The following is a 13,797-nucleotide window of genomic DNA, read 5'->3' on the forward strand; positions in this document are numbered from 1 at the left end:
GCTCAAATTGGTTCCTTTATTCCTGCCCGTGAAGCATCTATTTCACCTGTAGATCGAATCTTTACTCGCGTAGGTGCTAGTGATGATATTTCTACTGGTCAAAGTACGTTCATGGTAGAAATGAAAGAGGTAGCCTATATTTTAGAAAATGCTACGCATAACAGTTTAATCATCTTAGATGAAATTGGTCGTGGTACGAGTACCTTTGATGGATTAAGTATTGCCCAAGCTGTAGTAGAGCATATTTGCAAACATATTCACGGCAAGACATTATTTGCTACCCATTACCATGAGTTAATCTGTTTAGAAGAAAGCTATAGTAAATTAAAAAATTATACTGTAGCAGTAAAAGAAAAAGGTAAGGATGTTGCCTTCTTGCGCCGTATTATTAGAGGTGGTGCAGACCGTAGCTATGGTATTCACGTAGCTAGATTGGCAGGCTTACCGAATTCTGTATTGAAACGGGCAGAAGTAATTTTGGAATCCTTAGAAGACCAAAGTCATGATGCTAGTGATTTACACAATCGTGTTATTGGCGGTCAACCTACTAATGTGGTTAAACCGACTACAAAACAAGTCAGTGATTCACCACTAGGCAATCTATTTACTCATTCAGTAGTCGATAGTCTGCTAGAAGTAGATGTGATGAGCATGACACCTATTGAAGCACTAAACAAATTATATGAACTACAAGAGGAGGCTCGTAAAGGAGGCGGGAAATAATGGCAACCATTCATGTATTGGATGAAACCACAATTAATAAAATAGCTGCTGGCGAAGTTGTGGAACGTCCCGCATCAGTTATCAAAGAGCTCATTGAAAACTCTATTGATGCATCCGCCACTAATATTGAGGTTGAAATTGGCGATGGCGGTGTATCCTATATGCGGATTACTGATAATGGTATCGGTATGACGGAGGAAGATGCTCGCCTGGCGATTTTGCGTCACGCCACCTCTAAAATACAACAGGTAGAGGATTTATTTGATATCGCTTCTCTCGGCTTCCGTGGTGAAGCATTGGCTAGTATTGCTTCTGTATCTCATTTTTCCTTGACGACACGTAAATCAGACTCTGATTTAGGAACCCGTATTACTGTAGATGGTGGTACTTTTACCGATTGTATTCCTTACGGGGCTGCACCTGGTACGACAATTGAGATTAGAGATTTGTTCTATAATACGCCAGCCCGTCGTAAATTCTTGAAAACAGAACGTACAGAATCGTCTAAGATTCAAGATATTGTAGGAAAACTTGCCCTTAGTAATCCACATATTTCTTTTAAACTCATCGTAGATGATCGGGTAGCTATCATTACACCTGGAAATGGCAACATCGGAGATACAGTAGCTGCTCTATATGGATATAAAACTAAGGATGATATTTTTTCTGTTGCTTATGAAAGTGACTCTATCTACATTGATGGTGTAGTGAGTAAACCAACACTTCTTAAAAGTACGAGAATTTGGCAGACTATTATCGTTAATAACCGGGTTATTTCTGATAAAACCATAATGAAGGCTATAGATAATGCATACCATGCACTATTGCCGAAAAATGGTCATCCTTTAGTAGTTCTAAATATTACTGTTCCTGCTGAGATAGTTGATATTAATGTTCATCCTCGTAAGAGTGAAGTAAAATTCTCTGATGATAAGATTATATTTAAAGCAGTTTACCACGGAATTTTAAATGCTCTAAATAATCCTCTCCATGAGCGATATGAGAGAGAGTCATCCTCTTATATGACTGGCGCAACTAATATTGGAGCTGACTACCATAGTAGTGATACTCATAGAAATAGTAATGACATAAATACTGATAGTAACGCTACCTCTAATAGTTTTAGTTCTGAAGGTACTCCATCTTATCATGGTAATAATACGTATGATTCCTATAGAGCACCTTCTGTAGTACAAGATGAGATGCAGTCTGCTGAACATATAGCAACAGCGGTAGATTTTGATAAGGTCTTTGGTGGTCGCCGTACAAAAGGGTACGAAGTCATGCGTAGTGAAACTACGCAGTTTGTAGAGAACCTTAAAACTAAAGGGTACACACCACCTGCGCCAAAGGCAACTTATGAACAGTCTTCCTTTAGAGATGAAAGTTTTGATGCTGTCCCTACCGAATATACTAGTTATACAAAAGAGGACGTTGAGAGATTTAAGTCCTTAGCTCAAGATATTCGGGAAGATAATATAGAGGAACGTACGATTCAAAACTCTGGATTCTTACCGATGGGACAAGTTGCGTCTTGTTATATTTTGGCTAAAAAGGGTAATGACCTCTACATAATAGATCAACATGCGGCCCATGAACGTGTGCGTTATGATAAGTTATGTAAGTCTTCTGAGTCTATCCCAATGCAATCTATTTTGGTCCCTCAATATAGCGAGGCTACTGATGATGAAATGAATTTAGTTGAGGAAGAACGAGAAACCTTACTTGATCTTGGCTTTGATGTAGAGTTAGGTGGTCCTACTAAGATAAAATTAGTGGGAGCTCCTGTAGATCTAGTAGAGTCAAAGGCTTTTGAAATTCTTCAATACGTATTTTCTTACTTGCATGAACATCAACAGCCTACTAAGGCTCAGTTACGTCATGAAATGCTAGCCTATGCATCTTGTAGAGGTGCCATAAAGGCAGGACATAATTTAAACATGTATCAAATGACTACCTTAATTGAGGATTTATTTAGTACTGAAAAACCATACGTATGTCCTCATGGTCGTCCAACGATTATTAAGTTTACACCTGATGAATTAGGTAAATTATTCTTACGGTCTTAATATGAATATTTTAACAACAGCTCAAAAATCTAATGAGGCCATTCAAGAGGAAGCCAAAGCGTTGGCTTCCTCTATGCATATGACCTATATAAAACGTGGAAAAACATCTATACCGGCATTATTTAGAGAACATCAATGTGAATATATTGCAGTTCTTTCAGGATCTGGATTAACCATCCACTTTCCTGAAAATAAACAACATAGCTTTCATCTTTCTATGGCACAACTACGTATATTACGTATAGAACGTGGTGAAGGAGATCATCTAGTTAATGCTGTTCAAACTATTCTGGATAAAAAAGGCATACTTGATGGACAGCAGTTTATATTTCTCGACTCTACTATAGGCCTAGCTAGTGATAGCATTATTGTTAGTTATGCTTTTCCTAATGTAGAGATACAAGGGTTAGAAGGTTCGTTTCCTATATGGCTTGCTACTTCCTATGGATTGGCTCATTATATTCATAGTGAGGATAGTGTAACAAATGCATTACGCCGTATTCAGGTACAACATGATACCTTTGAAAACTATTTACCAAATCAACCAGATAATAGTATTGATATTATTTATTTTGATCCTATGTTTGAAGTTCCTGTAGAGGATAGTCCTCAATTCAAACCTCTTCGAGGACATACTGTGGAAAGTCATATAGATGATAAAATCATGGCACAGGCTATGCGTGTTGCCTCATATGGTGTTATTATTAAAGAACGACCGTTTAGTTCGGTCTTTCAGAAATATCCACCGCATAAATGGGTGGGCGGAAAATATAGTCGAATAGGCTATGGTGTATATATAAAGGAGTTAATGTGAATCCCTTAATTACCATCGTTGGACCTACAGCGGTGGGCAAAACAGATCTTACCTTGGATTTAGCAGAACAGCTACGTGCTGAGGTTATTTCTGGTGATGCTTACCAAGTATATAAACAACTCAATATTGGTACCGCTAAACCATCTGTGGATGAACTTAACCGAGTAAAGCATCATCTTATCGATATATTAGAACCAAATGATTCATATTCGGTATCTATTTTCCAAGATCAAGCTAAAGAGATAATTACGAGGTTAAAAGATAGAAATATTTTACCTATTCTGTCTGGTGGTACAGGCCTCTATGTTCAATCATTATTAGAAAACTATAACTTTAATGATGTTAAGCCTGATGAAAGTCTTCGAGCAGATCTTGATGAGCTATATGATACTAAAGGTATTGAAGGCTTACGCGACTATGCTTTCACATTAGGTAAAGAACATAATATAGAAATTCAATATAGTGATAAACATCGTTTGTATCGAGCTATTGAGATATTGCATCATGGTGATGTAGATTCATTACGTAATCAAACGAAAGATGGTATATCCTATAAAGGTCCTGTCATAGGTCTTATGAGAGATCGTGATAAGTTATATGAACGCATCAATCTACGTGTTGATATGATGTTTGATGCAGGTTTGATTGAAGAAGTAGAGCAACTTGTTAAGTCTGGAGTAAATCCAGACTGCCAAGCTTTTAAGGGGATTGGTTATAAAGAGGTTGTAGAATATATGAATGGTGGTATTACCCTTGATGAATGTCGTGATTTAATCAAGAAGAATACACGACATTTTGCGAAGCGCCAAATTACTTGGTATAAGCGGATGTCATATATTGAATGGATTCATATTGATAGTAATACATCTAAAGATTTTATATTTAATAAAGCTATGGAATTAATTCGTAGAGAAGGATTAGCATGACATTAGAAGAAATACGTAGTAAAGCCCTTGAAATGGCTGAACCTGAATTTAAAAAGTTTGAACCTATTGCATTGGCCAATACAAAAAAGGTATTAGAAGCCTTTAAAGAATGCCAAGTATCTGATTATCATTTTACAGGTACTACTGGATATGGATATAACGATGTAGGACGTGAAAAATTAGATGAAGTATTTGCCTATGTATTTAAAGGTGAAAAAGCTATCGTACGGCCCCATTTTGTTTCTGGTACTCATGCACTAGCAACAACGTTGATTTCTTTAATGGGGAATGGTTCAAAAGGTACTGAATTTATTTATGCAGTAGGGGCTCCTTATGATACGATGCAATCCGTAATTGGTGCTGCTCGTGAAGTGCGTGGCTCTCTTGTAGAAAAAGGGTTTACCTATACTGAGGTGCCTTTAAAAGAGAATACCTATGATGTAGAAGCCATTGCTAAGGCAGTTAATGATAATACACGAGTAGTAGTTATTCAACGCTCTCGCGGCTATAGTACGCGTGAGCCATTATCCATTGCCGATATTAAGATCATTGTAGATGCTGTAAAAGCTAAAAATCCTAATACTATTTGTTTTGTAGATAATTGCTATGGCGAATTTACAGAGTTACAAGAACCATTAGAAGCTGGTGCCGATATTATGGCGGGCTCTCTTATTAAAAATGCTGGTGGCGGTTTAGCACCAACTGGTGGCTATATTGTAGGTCGTGAAGACTTAGTTGAAGATGCAGCGTACGAACTCACTGCTCCAGGACTTGGCGATCATATGGGCTCCTATGCTCCTGGTTATCGCTTGTTCTTCCAAGGTTTATTTATGGCACCTCACGTAGTCTTACAAGCTCTTAAAGGTGCCGTATATACGGCTGCAGTAGGTGAATTGTTAGGCTATGAAGTATTTCCTAAGGTAAATGCTGATCGCTATGATTTAATCCAAGCTATCAATCTAAAAAATGGAGAAGAAATGGAGCATTTCTGTGTAGGCATGCAAGCATATTCTCCTGTAGATGCCCACGTACATCCAATTCCTGGTGATATGCCGGGCTATGAAGACAAAATCATCATGGCCGGCGGTACCTTTGTACAAGGCTCCTCCATTGAATTAAGTGCAGATGGTCCTGTTCGTCCTCCATATACGATTTTCATGCAAGGTGGCTTAGTATTTGAACATTCTATGCTCGGTATTCTAGGTGCTGCTGAAGAGCTTTTAAAACATAGATAATGCATTGAATCCCTTTTGTTACAAGAAAGGGATTCTTTTTATTTCAAATCTTTTCAATGTACCTAATTCTAGGCTATAATATAAGTTGCTATAATTTTATAGCAATACTACTCGGACTTTTACACCGAACTAGTGTTTTTACACGTCAGGCTTTCACCCTGATTAGTTTTATGATCAAGAGATCATTAAAAGGAGAAAGTATGGAAAAAGTTATCGCTGTAGCTATGAGTGGCGGCGTAGACAGTTCTTTAACTGCTGCAATGCTACTAAAACAAGGCTATAAAGTATTTGGTATTACCCTATGGTTATGGGTGAGTGGTACACCTTATGATGAGGTACCTCTTGCTGTAACAGATGCTAAGAAGATGTGTGATTTTCTTGGTATTGAGCATCATGTTATCGATGCTCGCGATGTATTCTACGAGAATGTAGTAGATTACTTCGTAAAAGAATATGCCTATGGTCGTACACCAAATCCTTGTGTATTTTGTAACAAGAATATCAAATTTGATTTGATGCTCAATCGTGCTCTTGAACTTGGTGCCACACATATGGTTACAGGTCATTACGCACAAGTTAACTTCAATGAAGAAACAGGTTTATATGAATTACATAAAGGCGTTGATCCAACAAAAGATCAAAGCTATGTTATGTACAATATGAACCAACGTATTTTGAGTCATCTCATGTTCCCGCTAGGTGGTCAATGTAAGACAGAAACACGTAAATTAGCTGCTGAATATGATTTACCAGTAGCTAAGAAACCTGATAGCGTAGATATTTGTTTCTTGCCTCATGGAAACTATCAAAAGCTTGTGGTAGAAGAAATGAAGGGGAAACCTAAGACCGGTAATATCGTTACCGAAGATGGTGAGGTATTAGGTAAGCATAACGGCTTATTTAACTACACTATTGGTCAACGTAAAGGTCTTGGTATTGCGTACAAGCACCCATTATATGTTATTGGTTTTAATGGTGACCGCAATGAGGTCATCGTAGGTCCTAATGAACGACTCTTTACAAATCGTATGATTTGTAAGTTCTATAACTTCTTAGATGACACGATTCATAAAGAATTAAAGGCGGAAGGTAAGATTCGCTATGCCGCAAATCCTTCTCCTTGTACTGCTCGTATCTTAGACGATGATACGATGGAGGTTATCTTTGAAGAACCACAACGGGCTATCACACCAGGTCAGTCCGTAGCCTTTTATAATGGCACTCAGTTATTAGGAGGTGCTGTTATCGATCGCGTATGTTAGAAAGGAGAATACAAGTTCTTTGAACTTGTTTACATAGTATGTCAACGAAAAAGATTCGAAACTTCTGTATTATAGCTCATATTGACCATGGTAAATCTACCATTGCCGACAGATTAATTGAATATACTGGCACATTACAAAAACGTGAAATGGAAGCTCAAGTTTTAGACTCCATGGATTTAGAACGGGAACGTGGTATTACTATTAAAGCGCAATCTGTTCGTATTTTGTATAAAGCACAAGATGGTGAAGAATATATCTTGAATCTCATCGATACTCCAGGCCATGTGGATTTCAGCTATGAAGTATCTCGTTCTCTTGCAGCTTGTGAAGGTGCATTGCTTGTAGTAGATGCGGCACAAGGTGTAGAAGCACAAACGTTGGCAAATGTGTATCTCGCTTTAGAACATGACCTTGAAATCATTCCTGTTATTAACAAAATCGATTTGCCTTCAGCAGATCCTGATCGAGTTAAACAAGAAATTGAAGATATTATTGGTTTAGATGCATCAGAAGCAGTATTATGTTCTGCTAAATCTGGCATTGGTATTCCAGATATTTTGGAAGCTATCGTAAATAAGGTGCCTGCACCGCCAGATAAATCTAATGAACCAACAAGAGCATTGATTTTTGATAGCCGCTTTGATGCGTATAAAGGTGCTATTGCTTATGTACGTGTAAAAGAAGGTACTATTAAAGCAAAAGACACAATCCGTATGATGCATGATAAAAAGGATTTTGATGTAACAGAACTTGGTATCTTTACACCAAATCTCGTGCCTGTTCAGGAATTACCATGTGGTTCTGTAGGTTGTATTGCAGCTAGCATCAAAAATGTAAAAGATTGCCACGTAGGTGACACTGTAACATTGGCTAATAATCCTGCAACAGAGCCTTTACCTGGTTATCGCAAGGCTGTATCTATGGTATATTGTGGTCTTTATCCAACAGAATCTAAAGATTATGAAAATCTTCGTGATGCATTAGAAAAATTACAGCTGAATGATGCTGCCTTAGAGTACGAAGCAGAAACATCGTTGGCGTTGGGCTTCGGTTTCCGTTGTGGTTTCCTTGGATTATTACATATGGATGTCATTCAAGAACGTTTAGAGCGTGAATATAATTTGACGCTTATTACGACAGCTCCATCTGTAAACTACAAGGTATATAAAACAAATGGAGAAATGCTAGAAGTTGATAATCCGGCTAAATTGCCACCTCCAACAGAAATCGATTACATTGAAGAACCTTATGTTAAGGCTACTACAATCGTACCTAAAGATTTTGTAGGTACTATCATGGAGCTATCCCAAGATAAACGCGGTGAATACCAATCTATGGAATACTTAGATGAAACTAGAGTATCCGTTGTATATCACTTGCCTTTGAGTGAAATTATTTATGACTACTTCGATAAATTGAAATCTGCTACAAAAGGTTATGCTTCTCTTGACTATGAATTGATTGGCTATAAACAATCTCCAATGGTTAAGATGGATATTCTTTTGAATGGTGAGCCAGTGGATGCGTTGTCTATTATCGTACATAAGGACCGTGCTGCAACACGTGGACGTGCATTAGCGGAAAAATTAAAAGAACTTATTCCTCGTCAAATGTTTGAAATTCCTATTCAAGCAGCGGTAGGCACAAAAATTGTGGCTCGTGAGACTGTAAAAGCTTGGCGTAAAGACGTTTTAGCGAAGTGTTACGGTGGTGATATTTCTCGTAAACGTAAATTGCTAGAAAAACAAAAAGCTGGTAAGAAACGTATGAAGGCTGTGGGCTCCGTAGAGATTCCACAAGAAGCATTTATGGCTATTCTCAAGGTTGAGGACTAATATAATGAATACAGATTCTAATATCCTGAATCTGTCTACACTTGGGGATATGGGCTTGTATGTCCATATCCCTTTTTGTAAACAGAAATGTATGTATTGTGATTTTCCAGCCTATCAAAATTTACAAGATTATTACGAAACTTATGTCTATGCATTAGTACAAGAAATGGATCTGTGGGTCTTGGAACATCCAGAATCTAAATCTAAACCTATTGATACCATTTACTTTGGTGGCGGTACACCTACTGAATTATCAATTCAACAGTTACAGATGATTGTAGATAAAATCAAAAATACTTTTACTATTACTGACGATTGTCATATGACTATAGAGTCTAATCCTGGTGAAGTAGATCTACAGTATCTTACTAAGTTAGTTAAACTAGGTTTTAATCGTATTAGTTTTGGTGTTCAAACCTTTGATGATAAGGCGCTTACCATGCTGCATCGCAGTCATAATGGGGGAAAGGCTAAACAAGCTGTTTATGATGCTAAAGAGGCAGGCTTTACAGATATCAATATTGATTTAATTTATGGTTTGCCACGACAAACCTTAGAGGATATTCAACATAATTTAGATATTGTAAAAGCCTTACCGATTAATCATATTTCTACGTATGGACTTCAAGTTGAGGTAGGAACTTATCTATATCATTTAGTACAAAAGAACTTGATCTCTATTCCTAGTGAAAGTATAGATGAGTCAATGTATGATACGATGATGGCTGGTTTAAAAGAACTAGGATTTGAGCGATACGAGATTTCAAATTTCGCGAAGGGTAATTCCTACAGTCGTCATAATTTAAAATATTGGCATTACGTAGACTATTTAGGTTTTGGTGCTGGTGCTCATTCTTTCTATAATGGTATTCGGCGAAGTAACAATCGCAATGTAATGCCTTATATACAAGCCGTAGATCGATATACTATGCCCACTATCGATACGGAGACTATTACTGTAGAGCGAGCACAAGAGGATTTTTGCTTCTTAGCACTTCGCACTAAGTGGGGCCTTGAGGAGAAAAAATTTGAGAACAGATTTAATGTATCTGTTCATACTTTATTTGGCACTATATTAGAGGATTTAGTTACTAAAGGTTTATTAGAATATGAAAATGGTAGTTATCATTTAAGTTCTGAAGGGGCCAAACATGGTAACTATGTATTTAGTCAATTTATTCGTGAGTAATTTCTCACAGTCTCTCAAAATCTAATATGTTAGTATAAATAGGATGATGATGAATAAGCATGCTAGATTTGAGGAGGAATGATGAAGACATCGGTAATTTTACACGGTTTACATAACGAATTTACTTTAGACCAAATGAAGGCATGCATAGAATTAGCTGAAAAATATGGTGGATCTTTCCGCCATGTAGTAACAGGTTTACAAATTACAGGCATTGAAAAAGACGATAAAGAACAACTTATCTCAGAGTTACCCGAAGGTGTAACTACTGTTGTTCATAGAGGCGTAAATTCTTTAATTGCCTGCGTAGGTAAGGGCTATTGTAAAAATGGCCAAATGGAAACGAAAGAATTGGCTGATTATGTGGAGAGAAAACATTACGGCCGAAAAACATCACATAAGTGTAAAATTGGCATTAGTGGATGTGGTCGTAATTGTCCAGATGCAATGGTAAAAGATATTGCCTTTATTGGCACCTCTCAAGGTTATATGCTTGCTGTTGGTGGTAATACAGGTATTAATCCTGAAGCTGGCATAATTTTAGCTAGAAATCTTACCGTAGAACAATCTAAAAAAGCTGTTGATATTCTCGTTGATTGGTACGCAGAGCATGGTCAACCACGTGAGCGCATGGGGAAACTATTAGCTAGATTAGGTAATCCACTGGAAGGTGTAGAGCTATAATTATTTAGTTCTAATAGTAGTAAAATATTATAATCAAATATTTACGAGATTTTATTAAAGATAATAATTTAATATCATATAAATAAAACAACAGCCACAGCGGATTTTCGCTGTGGCTGTTGTTCATAAAGAAGAATATTAAAACACTTATACTATTTTATATGTTTACTAAATTTATTAATTAGAATAAATCAATATAATTAATAAATTTGAAATATGACATAAAGTGAGATAGTATAAGTGTTTTCTTATTGTTACACTTTGATTTTTTGACTATTTAATCAAAAATATAGAATTGTCTTTTTGACTAAATAGATATTATTTGACTTTTTCGGTATTTTTTCGCTTGACAATTTTTACCAATGTGATAATATTATACATGCGATTAGCACTCAAAGTTTATGAGTGCTAACAAGAGGTGTCATTATGGATGAAAGAAAACAGCGCATCTTGCGAGCCATAATTGAAGACTACGTTAAATCCGCAGAACCTGTAGGATCTCGAACGATTGCTAAGAACTATAATCTTGGTATCAGTCCTGCTACGGTGCGAAATGAAATGTCCGATTTAGAGGAATTAGGCTATTTAGAGCAACCTCATACATCGGCTGGACGTATTCCTTCAGCTAAGGGCTATCGCTTATATGTTGATTCCATGTTGAGTCAACAACCTGTTCCATTACAGGATGCTGAAAAAATTGAAATGTTATGGAAACATTCCAACGGATCGACAAGTGAACTTTTCTTAAATATGGCTAAACTGCTTTCACAAGTGAGCCATAGTATGAGTTTATTCCTAGCTCCAGCTCATGATAGAGCATTAATTAAATACATTCATGTATTACCGCTAGATAGTCATCAAGCCATTATGGTAGTTATTACCGAAACAGGTGCACTCGATAATGAGTTGATGTACTTTGGTGAAAGTGTTTCACCAGAGCTTTTACAAAGTCTAGCCATACAATTTAGCAACGCATTACAGAATGTAAGTATTGGTCATGTAACGGCTGAAGCACTAGGAAGCTTATTGATTCATATGGAAGGTCCGCAGGGGATTTTATTAATCCTGTCGGAAACATTATTACGAGCTATTAATAAACGTAAGTTGTTCTATTCGGTAGGTACCACAGAGTTGTTAAATCAACCAGAATTTAAGTCTGTTGAAAAGGTACAACCCTTGCTTTCATTAGTGGAAGAACAAAATCAATTGGGACAGTTATTAAAAGATGATTCACCAACACCAGTTAAGGTTAAGATTGGTATAGAGAATGAAACTGAAGCACTTCAATCGATGAGTGTGGTACAAGCTGATTTTACTCATCAAGATCAGCCTATAGGAACTCTTGCTATTCTAGGGCCAACACGAATGGAATACGGGCGAATTATTGGCATGCTATCTCATATGAAACATATAATGGAAACTATGGTAAAAGAACAAAATAGAAAGGGCATATAATGGCTGAAGAACAAGACATTAAACAAGAAACGGTTGATGAAACAGTAGATACTACGAATGTAGAGGAAACAACTGTGGAAGCAACTGAAGAAGTTGTGGCTGATGCTGCTCAAGTGTTAGATGAGCTTAAAGCCGACTTTGATAATCGCTATAAGCGTTTACAAGCAGACTTTGAAAATTTCAAGCGTCGTACTAACCAAGAAAAAGAGCAACTTGCAGGATATGTTAAAGGGGATGTACTTACAGATTTACTTCCTGTATTAGATAACTTTGAACGAGCTGTTCAAAGTCCAGCAGAAGGTGATGCTAAGGTATTCCTTGATGGATTTATCATGATTCATCAAAACTTGATGGCTATGTTATCTAAACATGGTTTAGCCGTTATCGATGCGGTTGGTAAACCATTTGATCCAAATTTCCATCAAGCAATTATGCGAGTGCCGTCAGATGAATATGAATCTGATACGGTATGTGAAGTATTGCAAACTGGCTATACTGTTGATGGTCGTTGTATTCGTCCAGCAATGGTAAAAGTTGTTGAATAGATTATAAGGTTTTAGGAGGCATATATTATGGCAAAGGTAATTGGTATTGACTTAGGTACTACAAACTCTTGTGTTGCGGTTATGGAAGGCGGCGAGCCTACGGTTATTACTAACCAAGAAGGCGCTCGTACAACTCCTTCCGTTGTAGGTTTTGCAAAAAATGGCGAACGTTTGGTTGGTCAATTGGCTAAACGTCAAGCTGTATCTAATCCAGAAAACACAATCATTTCTATTAAACGTCACATGGGTACTGACTACAAAGTAACTGTAGAAGGTAAATCTTATACACCACAAGAAATTTCTGCTATGATTCTTCAAAAAATCAAAGCTGATGCAGAAGCTTACTTGGGCGAACCTGTAAAACAAGCTGTTATTACAGTTCCTGCATACTTTACAGATGCTCAACGCCAAGCTACTAAAGACGCTGGTGCGATTGCTGGTCTTGAAGTACTTCGTATCATCAACGAACCTACAGCAGCTGCTCTTGCATATGGTGTAGATAAAGATGAAGACGGTAAAGTTCTTGTATTTGACCTTGGTGGTGGTACATTCGACGTATCTATCCTAGAACTTGGTGATGGCGTATTCGAAGTATTGGCAACATCTGGTAATAACCATCTTGGTGGCGATGACTTCGACCAACGTATCATGAACTACCTGATTGAAGAATTCAAAAAAGAAACTGGTATCGACTTATCCAATGATAAATTAGCTGATCAACGTTTAAAAGAAGCTGCTGAAAAAGCAAAAATCGAATTGTCTGGTGTAGCAAGCACAAACATCAACTTGCCATTCATCACAGCTGATGCTACAGGTCCTAAGCATTTAGATGTAACATTAACTCGTGCAAAATTCGAAGAATTGACTGCTGACTTGGTACAAGCTACAATCGAGCCTACTCGTAAAGCTATGCAAGATGCTGGTCTTTCCGCTTCTGATATCGATAAAGTATTGTTAGTAGGTGGTTCTAGCCGTATTCCTGCAGTACAAGATGCTATTAAAAAAGTATTGGGTAAAGAGCCAACTAAAAACGTTAACCCAGACGAATGTGTTGCTA

Annotated in this window: 11 protein-coding genes and 1 pseudogene; all 12 read left to right on the forward strand. The window is 37.2% G+C overall.

The features are described 5' to 3' along the window. A pseudogene (locus Q0F90_RS03305) lies at positions 1-723 on the forward strand (DNA mismatch repair protein MutS); the annotation flags it as partial. Continuing rightward, positions 723-2,792 carry a DNA mismatch repair endonuclease MutL gene (mutL, locus tag Q0F90_RS03310; protein WP_296003322.1) on the forward strand — a complete coding sequence of 690 codons (2,070 nt, stop codon included), beginning with the start codon at positions 723-725 and terminating at the stop codon, positions 2,790-2,792. The pseudogene Q0F90_RS03305 and the gene mutL, both read left to right, overlap by 1 nt. 1 nt (position 2,793) lies before the next feature. Then, positions 2,794-3,606 carry a class I SAM-dependent methyltransferase gene (locus Q0F90_RS03315; protein WP_296003324.1) on the forward strand — a complete coding sequence of 271 codons (813 nt, stop codon included), beginning with the start codon at positions 2,794-2,796 and terminating at the stop codon, positions 3,604-3,606. Then, positions 3,603-4,532, forward strand: coding sequence for a tRNA (adenosine(37)-N6)-dimethylallyltransferase MiaA (gene miaA / locus Q0F90_RS03320; protein ID WP_296003326.1), 930 nt, complete (start codon positions 3,603-3,605; stop codon positions 4,530-4,532). The genes Q0F90_RS03315 and miaA overlap by 4 nt, the downstream gene beginning before the upstream one ends. Continuing rightward, positions 4,529-5,767 carry a methionine gamma-lyase family protein gene (locus Q0F90_RS03325; protein ID WP_296003328.1) on the forward strand — a complete coding sequence of 413 codons (1,239 nt, stop codon included), beginning with the start codon at positions 4,529-4,531 and terminating at the stop codon, positions 5,765-5,767. Before miaA ends, Q0F90_RS03325 begins: the two co-directional genes overlap by 4 nt. A 200-nt stretch (positions 5,768-5,967) precedes the next feature. Further along, positions 5,968-7,029, forward strand: coding sequence for a tRNA 2-thiouridine(34) synthase MnmA (mnmA, locus tag Q0F90_RS03330; protein ID WP_296003330.1), 1,062 nt, complete (start codon positions 5,968-5,970; stop codon positions 7,027-7,029). 38 nt (positions 7,030-7,067) lie between these two features. Next, the gene (gene lepA, locus Q0F90_RS03335; RefSeq protein ID WP_296003333.1) at positions 7,068-8,867 is read left to right on the forward strand and encodes a translation elongation factor 4; all 1,800 of its coding nucleotides are present in this window, start codon (positions 7,068-7,070) and stop codon (positions 8,865-8,867) included. A gap of 4 nt (positions 8,868-8,871) precedes the next feature. After that, entirely contained in the window at positions 8,872-10,056 is a 1,185-nt protein-coding gene (hemW, locus tag Q0F90_RS03340) for a radical SAM family heme chaperone HemW (protein ID WP_296003335.1), read from the forward strand. An 81-nt stretch (positions 10,057-10,137) separates the two neighbouring features. Continuing rightward, positions 10,138-10,740, forward strand: coding sequence for a nitrite/sulfite reductase (locus tag Q0F90_RS03345; RefSeq protein ID WP_367113399.1), 603 nt, complete (start codon positions 10,138-10,140; stop codon positions 10,738-10,740). 426 nt (positions 10,741-11,166) lie between these two features. Then, complete coding sequence (gene hrcA / locus Q0F90_RS03350; RefSeq protein WP_296003338.1) at positions 11,167-12,195, forward strand: heat-inducible transcriptional repressor HrcA; 1,029 nt, start codon at positions 11,167-11,169, stop codon at positions 12,193-12,195. Beyond that, on the forward strand, positions 12,195-12,740 hold the full coding sequence (gene grpE, locus Q0F90_RS03355) for a nucleotide exchange factor GrpE (protein WP_296003339.1): 546 nt from the start codon (positions 12,195-12,197) through the stop codon (positions 12,738-12,740). Before hrcA ends, grpE begins: the two co-directional genes overlap by 1 nt. A 27-nt stretch (positions 12,741-12,767) precedes the next feature. Further along, positions 12,768-13,797 (forward strand): Hsp70 family protein (locus Q0F90_RS03360; RefSeq protein ID WP_296003341.1); only part of this gene is annotated, 1,030 nt, incomplete at its 3' end.

The sequence above is a fragment of the uncultured Veillonella sp. genome (assembly GCF_934190855.1).
In the GTDB taxonomy this organism is placed as follows: domain Bacteria; phylum Bacillota; class Negativicutes; order Veillonellales; family Veillonellaceae; genus Veillonella.